This window comes from Moraxella sp. I5G (genome assembly GCF_055193055.1).
Genome location: NZ_JBUXLH010000017.1, coordinates 1 through 16650, shown reverse-complemented (window position 1 = coordinate 16650; position 16650 = coordinate 1). Strand labels below are relative to the sequence as shown.

The window sequence follows — 16650 nt, the reverse complement described above, 5'->3', positions numbered from 1 at the left end:
CCAATGGGTTTTTAAGTAAAAAGGAAACTTTAATGAAACTTTTAATTGCAAGTTCACTAATTATTGGTAGTTTATTTATGTTAAGCGCTTGTGGTAAAAAAGAGCCTGAGCCGCCACAACCTGCTCCTGCAGCAACTGAAGTAGAAGTGCCTATGTCGGCAGAACCTGCCGAACCTACTGGGGTGATGAGTGCTGAACCTGTGGAAATGCAAACAGAATCGCCAATATCAGCAGACAAAAAAATGGAAGTTGAACAAGATGGACAGCCTCCAGCACCCCAAGCAAATCAACCTCAAAATTAATTAAATTACCCAGTAAAAACGCCTGAGCTGATTCAGGCGCTTTGTTTTTGACTTACTTTATAGCTGTTTTGTGCCGAAGATTTTATCACCTGCATCACCTAAACCTGGAATAATGTAGCCATTTTCATTTAGATGACTATCCAATGCAGCCGTATAAATTTTTACATCGGGATGGGCTTCATTCACCAGTTTTACGCCTTCTGGTGCTGCAACCAAAACTAAAGCTTTAATGTTAGTACAGCCGTGTTTTTTAAGCATATCAATGGTAGCAACCATACTACCACCTGTAGCCAGCATCGGGTCTAAAATCAAGGCAGGTCGTTTGTTAATATCATTGACAAATTTTTCAAAAAATGGCACGGGCTCAAGTGTGGTTTCATCACGCTGCAATCCAACTACAGAAATTTTAGCGGTGGGCAATAAATCCAAAACACCATCTAGCATTCCCAGCCCTGCACGCAAAATTGGTACCAGTGTTACGGTCTTACCTTTAATTTGCTCGCCGTTTATCACGCCACACCAACCATCCATCTCAAAAGTTTCAACGTCAAAATCACGACTAGCTTCATACGCCATCAATCTACCCAATTCTTTGGTAAGTGTACGAAACTTGTAAGTGCTGCAATCTTTTTCACGCATCAAAGATAATTTATGACGCACCAAAGGATGATTAACAACGGTAATATTCATAATAAAACTCCAATCTTGTGTAAAATAGCCATCTAATAAATCTGATATCAAATCATTATACCACCGCGTTATCTTACTGTGTTTAGAATTTAACTAAAACAAAATTCAAACAAAATCAGTGTAAACCCTATATTTAACAGCGTATTAACTAAATCACATTCCAATTTTTATTTTCGTGGATTTGCAAGGTTTGCTGATGGTATTTTTGTAATGTACTTCGATGTCCAACACTAATAATGGTAGTGTTTGGCAAAGATTCTTTTAATAAACGATACATTGCATCTTCAAGCCCTTCATCCATACTGGCGGATGCTTCATCCAAAAATGCTACATCAGGTTTTAGTAATAAAAGTCTTGCAAATGCTAAACGCTGCTGTTCTCCAAGCGACAAAACGTGCGTCCAATCACAAGTCTGAGTAAGTTTATCTACTAAATGTCCAAGTTGAACTTTTTGTAATAACGTTTGTAAAACTATCTCATCATGTGCATCTGGAGCAATGTTTGGGTAATAGATAGTATCAATCAATCGACCTTGTGGCAGATAGGGTTTTTGCGATAAAAATAAAGCATTGGTTGGACGCATAACCACACCTTCTGAGTAAATCCAAAGACCTGCTACTGTTCGCAAAAGCGTGGTTTTACCCGAGCCAGATTTTCCTTGAATCAGCAAACTTGAGCCTTTGGGTAGGCTTAAATTCAACTTTTCTATCAATATGGTATCAAGTGGTGTTTTAATGGTTAAATCTTTAAAAATCACATCAGTGTCATGATGATTAATAATTGTTTTGTTTTCACTGATGGCGCCAGTGGCTTTTTCGAAACTGGTCAAACGGTCTAAGGTCGCTTTATATTCTGCAAACGTATCATACACATTGCGAAAATAGGATAAATTTTCATGCAAACGACCAAAAACTTGCATCGTTTGCATCAAATCACCCAATTTGATTTGCTCTGCAAAATATCGTCCCACCTGAATCAATAATGGAAAAACCACCGAAATTTGAGTAATAATTAGGTTAAATCCTGAAAACTTTAAAGTACGAAAAACAATTGACCACATATTATCAATCACCCGATTAAACTGGCGATATAATAATGATTTTTCTACTTTCTCACCTGCATAAAAGGCGATACTTTCTGCGTATTCTTTGACGCGAATTAAAGAATAACGATAATTAGCATTTAGTCGTTCATTCGCAAAATTTAAATCAATCAATGGACGACCTAGCCAAAACGCAATCACTGTAGCAATAATCACATAACCAAACACTAAAAATACCATCATATGAGGAATTTCAACACCCAAAACCTTCATCGGTCCTGCCAGACCCCATAACAAAATGGTGTAAGAGATAATGGAGCTGACCGCTGAGATGAGCCCTGTTGCCAAGGATAGAGAATGCTTGACATAGGATTGCACATCTTGCTGAATGCGTTGGTCAGGGTTATCAAGCTCACCAAAAATCTGCTGGGTGCGATAATAAGCCTGATTTGCCATGTATTTATCCAAAAGCTCTTTATTAAGCTCTTCAATCCAATTAATGCAAAATCGTTGTTCAGCATAATAAGTTAATAATGCATTTGAAACCGCAGCTGCAGCAATAAAACAAAACACCACCATCTGCTGCCAAAAAACTGGTTGATTTAAATCTTGTAGGGAACTGTACATGATATTATACCAATTAGAATGAATTAAACTAATTCGTACTTCCAGAAGCGTCAAAGTAACAATAAATGTAAAAAATAAAATTGGTTTAATGCTGCGTTTTGGCGTTAAATAACCCTTTGCCATCGCCCAAAACTGCTGCCCCCAATGCGTAAAACGAATCAAAAGCCACATTGCTAGCGTGAAAATCACCGCTGTAATACCCAAACTTTTGCTTATCCAAATCGCTGACTCTATCAGCTCTTTTGACCAGTCCATAAACAATCCAATAAATTAATAAAGTTGTTATTTTAACACACTGATGGGTTACGCACTTAAAAACTCTTAAAAATACAACCAGTTGTTTTAAATCAGTTTTTTATTAATAATAAAATTATGGTTATTTATACGACTTATTAAAATATCGTTTTTAATAGTCAATTTAAAATACAAATTATCAAATAGTGCATTTATGCCCAATACAGTAATTTACAGATTATCTGAGATTAAAAAATTATTCTTATAATTCGCACCTGCAAATTATAAATGATAAAATACTAATACCAAAAACAACATTATTAAAAAAGCAATGCATTATGGAGAATTATTTGACATTTCTCTCTTGTAACTCATCACAGAAACAAGTAAAATGACGTTTACAACATTTTTTAGGGAGTAAGACTTATTAAACCGTCAAACCGTTTAAATATTAACGAAGATATTCGCGCCAAAGAAGTGCGTTTAGTCAAAGAAGATGGCGAACAACTGGGTGTGGTTGACTTAAAAACCGCCTTAAAAACCGCCAGTGATGAAGGGCTTGATTTAGTGGAAATTGTTCCTGATGCTAAACCGCCTGTTTGTAAAGTTATGGACTATAAACGCTATTTGTACGACCAAAAGCAAAAAGCCAAAGAAGCCAAAAAAAACCAAAAACAAACGCAAGTTAAAGAGATTAAACTACGTCCTGGCACTGAAGAAGCAGATTATCAAGTAAAACTTCGTAAAATCATGGAATTTTTAGAAGATAAGGACAAGGTAAAGGTTTCTATACGTTTTCGTGGTCGCGAAATGGCACACCAAGATATTGGTAAGGCGCAATTAGAGCGCATCATTACAGATACTGCCGATGTAGCAACTGTGGAACAGGCACCTAAAGTAGAGGGTCGCCAAATGGGTATGCTGCTTGGTCCTGCTCGAAAAAAATAAAAAGATAGAACATTAAGGCAGACCTTATGGTCTGCTTTTTTATATAATTAACACGTCTTTAAACACATCCACCGCTGGTTTTGCGCCGTGGTGTTCCACTTTGCGCCGCCATTTACTACCCAGATGGTAAAAGCGCAGGCTGTCGGTTTCGGGGTTGTAGGTTTTCAAGAGTTTGTCTTTTAAAACAACCCACTGGTCGGGCGCGATGTCGCATTCGAACACCGAATACTGCACGCGCACGCCGTAGTCCAAACACAATTTTGCCACGCGCCGCAGCCTTGCTTGTCCTTCTGCGTCTTCCAGCGAAATATCGTAAGTAATCAGCATCAGCATTTTGTATTCCCATGTGCAGGCTGCTTTAGAGGTCGTCTGAAAATGTCCCGCCCGTTTTCAGACGACCTGCAAACCTATCTCATCAAAAACGGCGGATATTCCGCCAAATCCCCGCGCAAATGGCGTGACAACAGCATTGCCTGAATATACGGCAGTAGTCCGATTTCCACTTCCTCGCCCAAAAACGGATGCACGATTTTCTCCTGCTTTTTCGCCTGCAAAGCTTGGAACAACAGCTTACGTGCATCGGCTTTCAGGCTCACCGCGCCGCTTGCCTCGGTAACAAAATCCTGCGGTTTAATTTGCCCGCGGTTAATCAGCGACAACACCAGCCTGTCTGCCCACCACGCGCGAAATTCTTCCAAAATATCCTGCGCCAAACTGTCGCGCCCCGGTCGGTCGGCGTGCAGAAAACCCACCTGCGGATCGAGCCCCACTCCTTGCAGCGCGCCGCTGATATCCTTGCCCAAGATGCTGTATACAAACGACAACAGCGAATTTACTCCGTCTCTAGGCGGACGGCGGTTGCGCCCGTCAAAAGTAAAGCCGCTTTTCTCGCTCAAAAGCTGCCCGAATACGCCGAAATAACGCGCCGCCGCGTCGCCTTCAATACCGCGCACCACGCCCAGCTCCGCCGCGCCCTTCAACTGCCGCAGCGAAATATTCAAAGCATCGACCGCACTTTGAATCGCCGCATTCTCACCATAATTGCGAATCTGTCGCTGAAGCACCCGCTTACTCGCCTGAATCTTCGCCGCAATGATATTGCGCGCAATCGGCACGGGATTTTGCTCCGACACCCGATACTGCGCTCGACGCAACAGCACATTGCCGCTCTGCCGCCCTTGAAGCCGTCCCAAGAAACGTCCGTTTTCGGTAAAAAACGCCAAATTCACATTATTTTCACCGCAAAACCCCAGCAAAAACGGCGACACCAGCACATTCCCAAAGCAGAAAATATGCCCGATGGAATGCACCGGCAACTGCGCCACCTTCTTACGCTCCTGCTCCACCACCAGCGTCTCCCGCTCCTTATGCAGATAGCTGCCCTGAGTGGTGATGTAGAGCGTGTTTTGCAGTTTGCGCATGGGAAGACTCCTTGGGTTTTGACCGTGCTTTTTTAAAACGGCTTGTTGTTTAGGCTGTCTGAAAAAAGTTTTACCATAGTTCCCGTAGGATGGGCATAAATGCCCATCCTACTCTATGCTTATAGCAAGCCACGCACGCATTTTATTTATTAGCGGCTTCTAAGGTCGTCTGAAAAAATCAGACTTCAGGTGGCATAGAATAAAAAGCAGATAACCTAGCAATGCGTACCTTCATCTTGCAAATAGCAATTTAAGTTATCAACTATACTATTCATTGCTTCAAAATACTTACTTTGAAGAACTAGATCTTTATCTTTACCTTTATCTAATAAACCTGGTTTTTCAAGATTCGCCTTGCGGGCAGGCTTTGTTCTGATGTCATCAGCAGGAATGATTTCAAAATGATATTCAGAAAAATTATTTTTCAAATCTTCAAAACAGTCTTTTTTATCTCCATCTAAAATAGCAGCCACTCTTTTAAACCCTAAATCTTTTGCAATGCTACATAAATGTGGAATATTATCAGCTCCCCCTGCACCCCATCCAAAAAAACTTCCTTGGATTTCTTTTCCTAATTGCTTAGCAATTTCAGGATATAAAAGAACATCTTCCTGCCCTTCAACAAGAATGATGCCATCTTCCTGAAAAAAGAATTCTCGAGCATCTAATCCCCAAGTATGTGGATTATATAAATTTCCCTTTGCTAGATTAGAAATTAAGTTCTTTGAGCTATCAGATAATTGGTAAATTTTAGTACCTTCTTCACCAGAAGTAACCCTAACCAAAGCAGCACCATTTGACAAAGCATCAATATCAATAAAATAAGTGGAGTGTGTTGAAATAATAATTTGTCTATCTTTAGAATATTCAATAAATAGTTTATTTAGGCGTTTTTGTAGTGACGGATGTAAAGAAAGCTCTGGTTCGTCTATAATAATTATATCCCCTGGTTTAGAGTCATAAAGCGCATCCACAATAACAAAAATACTGACTATTCCTTCTCCCATGCCATTACTGGAATGACTATTTCTTCCAGAAATAAATTTTAAAAAATATTGAGACTCTTCATTTTGATCAATAGCCCATTCTGGCTTAAAGCCTAAAATTTTTTCTAAAATACTATCAAATTTTGTTTTTGTATCTGCATTTTTTTCTATAGCAAATAATCTATATGAAAACTGATCAAGCATAGCTCTTCTTCTAGCTTGGAATCCTGTTTGTAAAATATAAGAATCCCTGTCTATCTTAGACTTTCCAAAATATGGTTCAAAAGCCCTTCTTGATGGAACTACAAAAAATTTTTTATCAGCCTTTCTTGAATATTCGGTTTCACTAGATCCCTTTCGTACAGATTTTAGAACCTCATCCCCATCTTTAAAGTAATATTTGATTAAAACCTCTTCTACCAAAGCGTTTCGTACTCCATTAGGAAAACTTGGTGGATTGTACCCCTCTCTAGCCTTAAGACATTCAATAATAGATGATTTACCAGAATTATTCGCTCCTGTAATAATTGTAAGTCCACTTCCTTTAATCAAACCATTTTGACCAAAATCAGATTGTTCTTCTATTTTTCTAGGTACAGCAAATTTAATTTCTTGTTTTTCTTGAAATCCTCTATAACCTAAAATTTCGATTCTATTTAAAGACATATTAAGCTCCTTAATTAAGCTGATGATTACTTAGAATAATCTACAAGGTATTGCAAATATAGAATTTCTCACTCCCCAAACAACCCCTCCACATACCCCACACTCCTATCCCGTTTTCCCAACAACTCCGGCTGGCAAATCTCCACCAGTGAGCAGGCTTTGCAGCGTTTGTCGTAGTCGGGTGGCGGAGTTTGGCCGCTGTTTAAAAGTTCGCGGACGGCGGTGATGGTGGCGAGTGTTTGGGCGCGCAGGCCGTCTGAAAACACGACGGGGACGCGGTGGCGGGTTTGCATATACCACAGTGCGCCCTCAGAGACGGTTTGCCCTGTCATTTCTTCTAGGCACAAGCCTTGGGCGCAAAGCTGGATTTCGTCCATTGGATCAGGTTTGGGCTTGCCGCGTTTGTATTCCACGGGTTTCAGACGGCCTGTTTTCGTTTCCACTTCCACCAAATCCAACACGCCGCTGATGCCCAGCTTCTCCGCCGATACATGCACCGTTCGCTCGAAACGCACGCCCTTGCGCGTTTCCGGCTCGCCCGAATCCACCCGCTCATGCAGCGCCTTGCCCTGCGCGGTTAAATAGTTCTCCGCCCACGCCTGCTCGTTGTGAATCAACGCGCATTGACGCGGGCAGAAGGCATAGTGTTGCAAGGCAGAAAGGGGAATCAGGCGCGTGTCCTGATTTTCCCCTTGGCTTTCGGTTAAAAGTGCGGTCATCTTTTTAAGTTTTTTTACAGCAACTCTTCCACACTCACGCCATTTAGGCCGCCTGAAACCACGCTGATTTTGTAATCGCCAAAACCGCTTGCCGGCGTACCTGATTCGCCGTTTACGCGTTCAACTTTCACGGCGTCAAACAGTTTATGTGCAGGCTGGCTGCCGAGTGAGTTGTCGTGTTTGAAAACAATCAGTTTGCGCGCTGCCATTTCGCCACGGGCGGCGGAGCGGTCGTGTTCAAACATCAGCGTCAGGGCTTGCCAGAGTTTGGCTAAGTCGTCGTCTGAAAAACCGGTTTTGGCGGCAAGATTGGCGGAGATAAAGCCGTGCACGCGGTAGAGCGCGTACGGAACGATGTATTTGCGCCCCATAGTGCGTTCTTTTTCCAAGTCTTTTTCGTTGGTTACTGCCATGCGGGTGATGGAAACTTCCAGCGGTACAATCGGGTCGATGGATTGGGCAAACGCCAGTTGTACCGGACCGCGCACTTGTCCGCTGTTGACTTCAGTGGTCATCACGGCGCCGAAGGTGCGGATATCAAAGAAGTTTTTGCACATCCAAGCGGTAATGTCGCGGGCTTTGGCTTCGTCTTTAGGCAGTTTTTTGGCTTCTGACTCAATGCCGAGTGCTTCATAAGCGCGTTTGTTTTGCAGGTTTAACACGCTTTTTTCTTTGACATAGATTTCGTAACCGGCTTTGTTTTCGCTGCTGATTTCGACAAAATTACGAATTTTGCGTTTCAGGCAGACATCAGTTACCAAACCTTTGCTGGATTCGGGATCGAGGCGCGGCATATTGCCCGCATCGGGATCGCCGTTGGGGTTGCCGTTGGTTACGTCAAAAAAGTAAACAAATTCATAGCGGTTTTGAATGGCAGACATTTTCTGGCTCCTTAGTTTTCAATAGTTTCAGCGGTTTCTTTTTTAGCAAAATAGCTTTGTTTTTGGTGGTAATAGCCGATGGCGAAGCGGCCTTGCTCGTCAATGCTCAAATGGCGCGGAAAGGTTTCGGGCAGTTTGGCAATGATTTCGCCCAAATCTTTATCCAAATTCACCGCCATACCGGCTTTGTCTTTACGCAAGCGCGATAAATGGTGTTTTGCACCCGACAAAAGGCGAGGAAAAACCGAAAACGGCACGGCAGATGCAGAGCCGTAATAGCGGTCGGCGATACCGGCGTTTAATTCGCCCAACGCCTGATATTGAATGCGCTCCAACACGGCAAACAGCCGCCCTAAAAGATAGGCGCGATTCGGGCTTTCATTGTTCAAACTCATAGGAACTCCTTCTTCGATAAAACCTTTTCTAAAACGCCGCTCTAATACGGCTTTCATCATTGCCACGCGCAAGCCGTTTACATCGCCGTCGGCGCGGATTCGGGTAATCAGTTGCGACAGTAAACTCAAGGGATACGGCGTGCCGCAAATCACGGCGCGAGTCATTTCACCTGCCAATACGGGCGAGATGTTTTCGCTTTTGCCCAGCACGGCAGTTTGCAATAAAAGTCGCCAAATAGACGGCGGCGTTTTCCATGCGCAAGGCTCAAGGGCTAAATCCTTCCAATGCTGCGCCAAATTTTCCGCCAGCTGCCCAAAGGTAGTGTCCAGCCAAAAGCGAACAGAAATCCGCGCGGCATTAGGGGCAAGCCCTAAGATGTAAAAATGGGTATTGGGAGATAGTTCGGGCGCAATTTCTTGCAGCGGGCAACCTTTGCCGATTTGTTCTAATACATTAAAAATTTTGGCACTTTCTTGTTCATCATCCGGCGGCGTGAACACTTGTGCGAAGAAGCCCTCGGCAGCCTGCGCCGTAGCGTTATCGTCCGCTTCCGCCCAAAAGACTGTGCTGGCATCGCCAATGGTCAAGCAGTGATTATTTTCGCGGCGCAACAGATAGTTCAGCGCGGTGGTGTAGGCAAACGCGGATTGTTCGGAAACAGGCGCATTTGCGCCTTGCTCCTTGCCGAAAGAGGCAAAGGCTTCTTTGTTAAACGAAATAATCGAGCCGCCGGAGCTTTGCCCGCCAAACACACCTTTAATCGCCGGATGCAGCCGCGCAATCGGGGCAGTATCGCCACTAATCAAGCACAAGCCCTCAAGCGCCTCGTCGCTTTTCAGGCAGCCTGCCCATAAGGTTTGCGCGGCTTCGCGTTTATGGATAAGTGCGGTCGATTTTTCAAGAGAAAATGCGATGTTGGCATCGAGCATTTCGGCAGGCAGATTTTCGGCGGCGAAATGTGCAGGCTGCCAGTTTTGTAGAAAACGGCACAAGGCTTGCAAGCCTTCATCTTCGCTGTTTTGTAGTAAATCGAGATGGTATTGCTTGAAGGCTTCAAAAGTTTTTTCAGACGACGTAAACGGTTTTTCTTTTGCTTCGGCTTTGTTTTTATTGGCTTCCACGCCAAGTGCGTAGGCGGTTTTATCCCACAAAAAATTCGGCTTGATGCCCGACGTGCGTTTTTCAGGGCGCGGCACGCTCATCAGCTTCGGCTGCGGCTTTTTATCGGCAGTCAGATTCGGCACAACGGTTTTCAGACGACCTTCTTTATCCAACACCAAAATCCAGCCGATTTTCTCCTCGCTAAAGCCATAAGGCGGCACTTTCGGGTTGCCCATTTCATCGGTTTTTGCTGCCAAACGGCGGTAATAGCGGGCAAGGGACGCAAGAATCATGCTTTCACCTCCTCGGCATAAAACGGCGGCACATCAATCACGCCATCTTTCATTTGTGCGCGGAAAAAATGCGGCGTGTTGCCGTGGTCAAAATCAATATCGTGCAGCATCCAGCCTAAATCGCGGTTTGCCTCGTTTTCCGATAATGCCGACGGCGGCAGCGGCTCGTCTTCGTCAATCAACGCAAAATCGGCAGGAAATTCACGCACGCCCAAACAAGGCTGCTGAAAGCATTGCCCTTTTTTCGCACGGCGTTTGAACATCTCAATATGCTTGGTAACAGTCTCATCTGCCCCCGCTTTTGCCGTCAGCACCGCATGAGCTTCAATCACATAAGCCACATCTTTAAGCACCGTCGCCGCGCGCTGCTGGCGGTCGTCTTCAATCAGCGTATATAAATCGGCAACGCTCTTGCGCTTCATCGCACCGCTGACCTTACCTACCGAAATCTTGCCGCCCAACTCATTACGCCGCACCGACTCAAACCGAATCGGCTTTAACACATAAATGCGGTCTATCACCCAGCGAATCGCCGGCTTCCAATGCACCGCAGCCAAAATCCCGCGCGCCGCCGACGGCGTGATGACATCATAAGACACCCGCTCCACCTTCATCTCCGGACGGGTAAAACAGGCATAATCGCCCCAAACGTGTAGGCGGATTTGGTTCATTTGGTTCTCCTTTTGGGATGGAACAATTTAATTTATTTCTATTATCTATATATTAAAAATAACCTCTATTAAGAATAGCATCTATTGACTCATTATTTTGTTCTGGGAAAACCTGTCTCAAATGTATTAATATTCTTTCAAATCCATCAACAGATAAAGGATTTTGCTCAATAAAATCTTGGTATAAATTGAGAGCTGATTGCCTTCCAGAATAAGTACTGAAATCGCTACGCTTATAAGAGGGAATCCGTTTTGTTTTCCTTAAAATAATTACCTCATCTATAGCAGTTAACTTAGTAGATATTGGAGTCATATCTAAAAATTCACATGCAAGTATATACTTTGATGATGGAATAGAAGTTTTTAGTTCTGCGGCAGTTTGACTTGCTTCTTGAAACATTGTTTTATCAAGATTTGTTTTAATTTCAGCAGCAAAATAAGAAATATAAAAATCAGAAGAGAATAGATTATTTGTAGCACTCTTATCATTTTCATCTACACTACAAATTTGTATTCTATGTTTTTGCGCTACTGAAAAATCTTGATCTTTTACTTTTAAACTAACTTTTTGGCTAGTAGGTAAATAGACTGGGCCAAAACTCAACCCTGAAAAAGATGATATAGAACCTGATCTGAGATTTTTAAAATTTTTTAAACCAGGTATTAAACGGGGATCAAACAAAAATGGTAAAAATTCCTCCAGAATACTGTTAGATAATTTTAATTGACCATTTTGTCTATATAGGAAATCATTTTCAGATTTAAATATAAGTTCGATATCTATATAATTTTTATATTCATTTAGCTTTTTAACCATATCTATTAATAGATATTCACTTTTTAATGAACTAAGATCATGTAACCATTGTTTATAAAATTCTATGGCAGCGCAAACCTTAGATTTATCAGACATTGGTAATTTTTTATTATCTAATAAAGCTAATAATTTGCTACCGTGAGATGTATTATGGATATTCATAATAGATTCCTTTTATTGTAAAATAGGGTTGGATATAAAAACCTTCTCTGATTCGTTTATGGTGTCTATTTTATCGATAGCTAATTTCAATAATACTCCTGTTTCTTCATTATTAGTTTTTATATCTTTTAGGTATCTTTCAGCTATACTTCTTGAAACATCCTTATTTATAATATTATTACTTTCATTTCTTTTTAATACTAAAACATCCTCAGTAATAGTTTTTCCATAATTATTCATGAAAGATCTTTCGTATATATTGTCTATTATAAATATATTAGACTCTTTAATCATATCTAAAATAATTCCAGAATTAGAGAATTGCTGTCCTAAAACAGAAGATGTTCTTCCAATTATAAGTACAACGTTTCCGTTTATCTTAGTAACTCTTAATAATTGATTTAAAATTAGTCCCATATCTATAGCATACTGAATCACCGTTAGAAATCTATTTTGTCTAAATTTTCTATTAGCCCCAATCTCTCCTTTTGCAGCCTCTAAAGGACGCCAACCTAATAATTCCATAGCATGCCTATAGTTTTGATGATAATTAAAAACATTAATATATGGTGGTGATGTAATCACTAAATCTATACTTTTTTCATCTACCTCTGAATATCTAGCATCTTCTAAATTACATTTAGACGTTCCTAAATACATGTTGCTATCTAATATTAAATTTTCAACTAAAGATATTGCTTTGTTATAATTTTTGTTTTTAATTTCTTTAGAGTTTCCCATAGATAATAAAATTATTGTATGCAGTATCCTTTTTGTTAATAAATTAATACTTTTATTTAAGGAAATATCTTTTACATATCCAATTAAATCTTGAGCCTTTTGTAATTGTATTATTTGTTCTTTAATTTCTTGTATTTCAGATAAGCTTGTTTTTTCTGAAAGAGCACTTAAACACCAGGCGGCAGGATTTATTTCTGAGCCAATAGCTTTTTTTCCTAAAATGGCAGATTCAAAAAGCACAGTACCACTACCACAAAATGGGTCGTAAATATAATTTGCTTCCTTAAACTCACTCAATAAATATTCAATAAACTGGGGGGAAAATTGTCCTTTCCAAGGTAATCTACTGGTTCTTGTTTTATTAATTAAGTCAAGTTTGCTCTGAATTAATTTCATTAAAACTCCTATTGTTAAAATCTAACTGGCCATATAAATATGGCGCAAGATAGTATCATTCTGGAGGAAATATTGATAGCTTTTAAAACACCAAACTCTCCCCTTTCAAAAACTCCACATCCTCCCAACTCAACCCCGCCACGTCATCATACAAATCCAGCCCGATCAGCGTATAAAACTGTTTGCCGAAGTTTTTCTCGTTTATCGGTTCGATACGCCCTGCTTTATACAAGGCGGCTAGGGCCTTTTCGGGGATTTGGACGGTGTAAGGTTGCAGTTTGCGTAAGAGTCCGCCGATGTGGTCGGCGTGGTGCAGGCTGCTAATGAGGTTTTCGGCATCAACATCGAACGGAATAATCAGCGGCTGCATATGGCTTTCGATCATGCGGAATTTGTCGGCAATGGTTTGGAAGGGAAAATCGAGGCTTTGTCCTGTATCGTTGTGCATTTTCAGAATTTTTTTATTGTCCAGTTCGCTGCCTTTTAATTGATAAAGCTCGGCGAAGTAGGCGGCGACGGCTGGGGTGGATAAGAGGTCGTCTGAAAAGCTGTCGGCGGTCAGGCGCATAACGGCGGCTTGGGCGGCAAGTTCAGGCGGGGCTTTCCATTTATCTTCGGGCGCGAATATCCAGACAAAGCTGTTTTCAGGTAGCCTTTTTCCTTCGCGGTTGCAGCGTCCTGCAGCTTGCGCAACGCTGTCTAAACCAGCTTCGGCTCGCATCACCAGCGGAAAATCCACATCAACGCCGGCTTCGATTAAGGAGGTGGCGATGACGCGGCAGGGTTCGCCATTTTTCAGGCGACCTCGGATTTCATCGAGCTTTTGACTGCGGTGTTTGGCGCACATTAAGGTGGTCAGATGGAACGTGCTGTCAAGGTGTTTGGCTTGGTCGTACAGGCTGCGAGCGTGGCGGCGGTTGTTGACGATGACGAGCATTTGCGGGTGTTCGGCAAGTTTGGCGAGCAGGTCGGCGTCGGTTTGTGTGCCGATGTGGTGCACGGTGGTGCGGCGCAGTTTGTCGAAAAGTGCGGTCGGTTTTGGGGCTATTTCGCGCACGTTTTCAAAGCCGCGATAGAAGCCGTTTTCGGCTTGCACGGCTGGCTGGGTGGCGGTGCACATGACGACGCTGCAGCGGTAGTTTTGCGCCAATTCTTTGATGGCTTGCATGATGGGCAGTAAAAGATTGAGCGGCAGCATTTGCGCTTCGTCGAGGATGATGACGGAGCCTGCGATGTTATGCAGCTTGCGGCAGCGCGAGGAGCGGTCGGCGAAGAGGGATTCGAAGAATTGCACGGCGGTGGTCACGACAATCGGCGCGTCCCAGTTTTCCGAGGCAAGGCGCAATTTGTCTTTGGTGGCGTCGCCTTGTAATTTGCCGTCGTCGAAGGTGCTGTGGTGTTCCAACACGGCTTGTTCGCCCAATTCGCCAAAGGCTTTGCGAAATTCGGCGGCGTTTTGTTCGATGATGCTGGTGAACGGGATGACGTAAATCACGCGCCGCATACCATGCCGTTTGGCGTGTTCCAGCGCGAATGCCATGGAAGTGAACGTTTTGCCGCCGCCGGTCGGCACAGTGAGCATGAACAGCCCTTGCGGTTGTGCCGCTTGTTCTACGGCGTAATCGAGAATTTCGCTGCGCAGGCGGTTTAAGGCGGCATTGCGTTTTTCGGCTTCGGTTTGCTCTGGAGCTTGGGCGATACGTCGTCTGAAATCGTTGATGAATTGATTGAAATTGTGTTGTAAGGCGTTTAACTTGGGATAACCGCCGCGCTCACTGGCTTTGTTTTCTAGGTTTAAATAAAAGGCTTTGGTGTCAAGATAATCAGCATCCACCAAGCAGGAATAGAGCATTCGGGTGAAGAAGGCGTAGGAGAAAAAAGGATGATGCGCGTCGGCTTTGAGTGGCGGTGCGAACAGGTTTTGGGGGAGCTTGATTTCTTGTTGCCAAAAGTTATCAAGGGCAGGAATATCTGCGCCAAATTGCAACGCCAAACGCTGTTTTAATGTGCGGCGGTTATCGCCTTCACCGTTTCCATTTGCCAATCCGGCATGATGCCCCGCAATGCAAAACGCCATCAGCTTGCCGATCACATTTCCCCAGCGTTCCACCGCAATCTTTGCTCCGGCGGTGGCATGATCAACTGGAGGACCGCCATGCAATCGGTGATTAAAGGCTTCCGAATATTTCCCTAAGTCATGAAGCTGTCCCGTCTGGTAGGCAATTTCCTGCGCACCGAATACCCGAGCAAACTCCGCCGCCATTTCACCAACATTTACCGAATGGCTTTGCAAGGTTTGCCAATGTTCGTAAGGTAAGACGTTGCCGAATTTGTCTTGCACGGAATGGGCGTAGTAAGTCGTCATTTGGGTTTTTCTTTAGTATTTTTTAAGCTAAATTGTCTATTTTTGTATATATTTGTAAATTTGCAGTTACTTATATGTATAGACAAAATCCATTCATGACGCCCATCCAAATAACTGTAAATGTTCATACATAACAACCTGGAAGTAATAGGAACCATTCTAATTCTAAATTATTATAATTTGTATAATGTAGTTTGTATTTACTAAAACTAAATATTTTTTAATCTTTTTGCAAAAAAACTTATCTTGCTTTATATACAAAGTAGTAACTATGCTTATACTCATTTAAATAGCAATCTTAATCCTGATTTATAATTCAAATAAAAACTTTATTCAATTTTTAATGTTACTAATAACATTTCTTGGTTAAACTTAATATTTATCAATATACCAAATAATTATCTTCATGAAACATAAAATAGCTGTGTTTAGCAATTTTTACAAAGCTAGTTTGCTTACTGTGGTTTTTGTGCCATGTTTTATCCAAGTTGCCTTGTATATTATCTATTACAATAAATTTTTAAGTTAACTTTATTATTTATAAACAACCTCGCTGTTCTGACACATAACCTATATGACTGACAACAATCTTATAGCTTGATTTTGGCGTTGATGATGGTGAACAATATAAAAAATGACCAAAATGCCCTCTTGGATGCCCTGAATCGCCAAAATACTTCATATAATGACGATGTAATGACATACGCATTTCAAAATTACCATACTTAATTCCTAAAGGGTATTCTTTAACTAATTCCTCATTACCATCAAAACGTTGATTATTATCGCGATCAGTAAAAATAATAATCTTGTCCTTTGCCATACGATTACATTGATTGTTATTATCTGCCGGACAAACTATTAAATTAGTTCTATATGAAAAACTAAGAAGCTGTGCTTCTTTTGTTACTATCGCTAAAATTTGCTTTACATGGGTAGCCTCTGAATCCTGCAAATATTTTCGTACCATCGGCATTGCAATTAGACTCAAAGTTGTTATGATAGCAACTGTTACTATTAGCTCAAATAACGTAAAAGCACTTTGTTGTTTTAAGCAACTTTGATTATATATTGAAAATTTATTAAATTTTTGTTTCATATAAATGAGTTTCGCTCAAATTTCAAACATTCTAGCATAAAATCTCCTAACCCCCAAAACCAATTAAGGCAATAAAACAACCGTTAATAACAC

The 16650-nt window shown here is 41.8% G+C and carries 15 protein-coding genes; 2 read left to right on the top strand and 13 right to left on the bottom strand.

The genetic code is table 11. The features are described from left to right. Positions 1–32 precede the first annotated feature (32 nt). Positions 33–302: a hypothetical protein gene (locus ACZBKJ_RS08880; RefSeq protein WP_463200698.1), complete on the top strand. Its 270-nt coding sequence runs from the start codon at positions 33–35 to the stop codon at positions 300–302. A 57-nt stretch (positions 303–359) separates the two neighbouring features. Here ACZBKJ_RS08880 and upp read toward each other — a convergent pair whose 3' ends face one another. Together upp and ACZBKJ_RS08870 are read right to left on the bottom strand one after the other, a co-directional pair. Then, on the bottom strand, positions 360–992 hold the full coding sequence (upp, locus tag ACZBKJ_RS08875) for a uracil phosphoribosyltransferase (protein WP_463200696.1): 633 nt from the start codon (positions 990–992) through the stop codon (positions 360–362). A gap of 148 nt (positions 993–1140) precedes the next feature. Then, positions 1141–2916 (bottom strand): ABC transporter ATP-binding protein/permease, encoded by a 1776-nt coding sequence (locus ACZBKJ_RS08870; protein WP_463200695.1) that lies wholly within the window; start codon positions 2914–2916, stop codon positions 1141–1143. A 429-nt stretch (positions 2917–3345) separates the two neighbouring features. Between ACZBKJ_RS08870 and infC the strand changes: the two genes are divergently transcribed. Beyond that, positions 3346–3843: a translation initiation factor IF-3 gene (gene infC, locus ACZBKJ_RS08865; RefSeq protein WP_463200728.1), complete on the top strand. Its 498-nt coding sequence runs from the start codon at positions 3346–3348 to the stop codon at positions 3841–3843. 39 nt (positions 3844–3882) lie between these two features. On the opposite strand, the gene cas2 is transcribed toward infC, so the two are convergent. The 11 genes from cas2 to ACZBKJ_RS08810 all read right to left on the bottom strand — a co-directional run bounded on the left by cas2 (position 3883) and on the right by ACZBKJ_RS08810 (position 16557). Next, a complete protein-coding gene (gene cas2 / locus ACZBKJ_RS08860) occupies positions 3883–4176 on the bottom strand; it encodes a CRISPR-associated endonuclease Cas2 (protein ID WP_463200694.1) in 294 nt (97 codons plus the stop codon). 74 nt (positions 4177–4250) lie between these two features. Continuing rightward, positions 4251–5264, bottom strand: a complete 1014-nt coding sequence (gene cas1c / locus ACZBKJ_RS08855) for a type I-C CRISPR-associated endonuclease Cas1c (RefSeq protein WP_463200693.1) — start codon at positions 5262–5264, stop codon at positions 4251–4253. Between the two features lie 215 nt (positions 5265–5479). Further along, complete coding sequence (locus ACZBKJ_RS08850; RefSeq protein WP_463200692.1) at positions 5480–6916, bottom strand: ATP-dependent nuclease; 1437 nt, start codon at positions 6914–6916, stop codon at positions 5480–5482. A 68-nt stretch (positions 6917–6984) separates the two neighbouring features. Continuing rightward, positions 6985–7635 carry a CRISPR-associated protein Cas4 gene (gene cas4, locus ACZBKJ_RS08845; protein ID WP_463200691.1) on the bottom strand — a complete coding sequence of 217 codons (651 nt, stop codon included), beginning with the start codon at positions 7633–7635 and terminating at the stop codon, positions 6985–6987. 14 nt (positions 7636–7649) lie between these two features. Then, on the bottom strand, positions 7650–8516 hold the full coding sequence (cas7c, locus tag ACZBKJ_RS08840) for a type I-C CRISPR-associated protein Cas7/Csd2 (protein WP_463200690.1): 867 nt from the start codon (positions 8514–8516) through the stop codon (positions 7650–7652). Positions 8517–8527: 11 nt separating this feature from the next. Beyond that, a complete protein-coding gene (gene cas8c, locus ACZBKJ_RS08835) occupies positions 8528–10306 on the bottom strand; it encodes a type I-C CRISPR-associated protein Cas8c/Csd1 (RefSeq protein ID WP_463200689.1) in 1779 nt (592 codons plus the stop codon). Then, positions 10303–10977, bottom strand: a complete 675-nt coding sequence (gene cas5c / locus ACZBKJ_RS08830) for a type I-C CRISPR-associated protein Cas5c (protein ID WP_463200688.1) — start codon at positions 10975–10977, stop codon at positions 10303–10305. The genes cas8c and cas5c overlap by 4 nt, the downstream gene beginning before the upstream one ends. A 52-nt stretch (positions 10978–11029) precedes the next feature. Further along, positions 11030–11956: a Bpu10I family restriction endonuclease gene (locus ACZBKJ_RS08825; protein WP_463200687.1), complete on the bottom strand. Its 927-nt coding sequence runs from the start codon at positions 11954–11956 to the stop codon at positions 11030–11032. A 12-nt stretch (positions 11957–11968) separates the two neighbouring features. Continuing rightward, the gene (locus ACZBKJ_RS08820; RefSeq protein WP_463200686.1) at positions 11969–13093 is read right to left on the bottom strand and encodes a DNA methyltransferase; all 1125 of its coding nucleotides are present in this window, start codon (positions 13091–13093) and stop codon (positions 11969–11971) included. Positions 13094–13175: 82 nt separating this feature from the next. Continuing rightward, positions 13176–15458, bottom strand: coding sequence for a CRISPR-associated helicase Cas3' (gene cas3, locus ACZBKJ_RS08815; RefSeq protein WP_463200685.1), 2283 nt, complete (start codon positions 15456–15458; stop codon positions 13176–13178). A gap of 538 nt (positions 15459–15996) precedes the next feature. Beyond that, on the bottom strand, positions 15997–16557 hold the full coding sequence (locus ACZBKJ_RS08810; protein ID WP_463200683.1) for a prepilin-type N-terminal cleavage/methylation domain-containing protein: 561 nt from the start codon (positions 16555–16557) through the stop codon (positions 15997–15999). Between the last annotated feature and the right edge of the window lie 93 nt (positions 16558–16650).

Coding starts and splice junctions, on each gene's coding strand:
- ACZBKJ_RS08880 (WP_463200698.1), top strand. CDS start 33: ATGAAACTTTTAATTGCAAGTTCACTAATTATTGGTAGTTTATTTATG.
- upp (WP_463200696.1), bottom strand. CDS start 992: ATGAATATTACCGTTGTTAATCATCCTTTGGTGCGTCATAAATTATCT.
- ACZBKJ_RS08870 (WP_463200695.1), bottom strand. CDS start 2,916: ATGGACTGGTCAAAAGAGCTGATAGAGTCAGCGATTTGGATAAGCAAA.
- cas2 (WP_463200694.1), bottom strand. CDS start 4,176: ATGCTGATGCTGATTACTTACGATATTTCGCTGGAAGACGCAGAAGGA.
- cas1c (WP_463200693.1), bottom strand. CDS start 5,264: ATGCGCAAACTGCAAAACACGCTCTACATCACCACTCAGGGCAGCTAT.
- ACZBKJ_RS08850 (WP_463200692.1), bottom strand. CDS start 6,916: ATGTCTTTAAATAGAATCGAAATTTTAGGTTATAGAGGATTTCAAGAA.
- cas4 (WP_463200691.1), bottom strand. CDS start 7,635: ATGACCGCACTTTTAACCGAAAGCCAAGGGGAAAATCAGGACACGCGC.
- cas7c (WP_463200690.1), bottom strand. CDS start 8,516: ATGTCTGCCATTCAAAACCGCTATGAATTTGTTTACTTTTTTGACGTA.
- cas8c (WP_463200689.1), bottom strand. CDS start 10,306: ATGATTCTTGCGTCCCTTGCCCGCTATTACCGCCGTTTGGCAGCAAAA.
- cas5c (WP_463200688.1), bottom strand. CDS start 10,977: ATGAACCAAATCCGCCTACACGTTTGGGGCGATTATGCCTGTTTTACC.
- ACZBKJ_RS08825 (WP_463200687.1), bottom strand. CDS start 11,956: ATGAATATCCATAATACATCTCACGGTAGCAAATTATTAGCTTTATTA.
- ACZBKJ_RS08820 (WP_463200686.1), bottom strand. CDS start 13,093: ATGAAATTAATTCAGAGCAAACTTGACTTAATTAATAAAACAAGAACC.
- cas3 (WP_463200685.1), bottom strand. CDS start 15,458: ATGACGACTTACTACGCCCATTCCGTGCAAGACAAATTCGGCAACGTC.
- ACZBKJ_RS08810 (WP_463200683.1), bottom strand. CDS start 16,557: ATGAAACAAAAATTTAATAAATTTTCAATATATAATCAAAGTTGCTTA.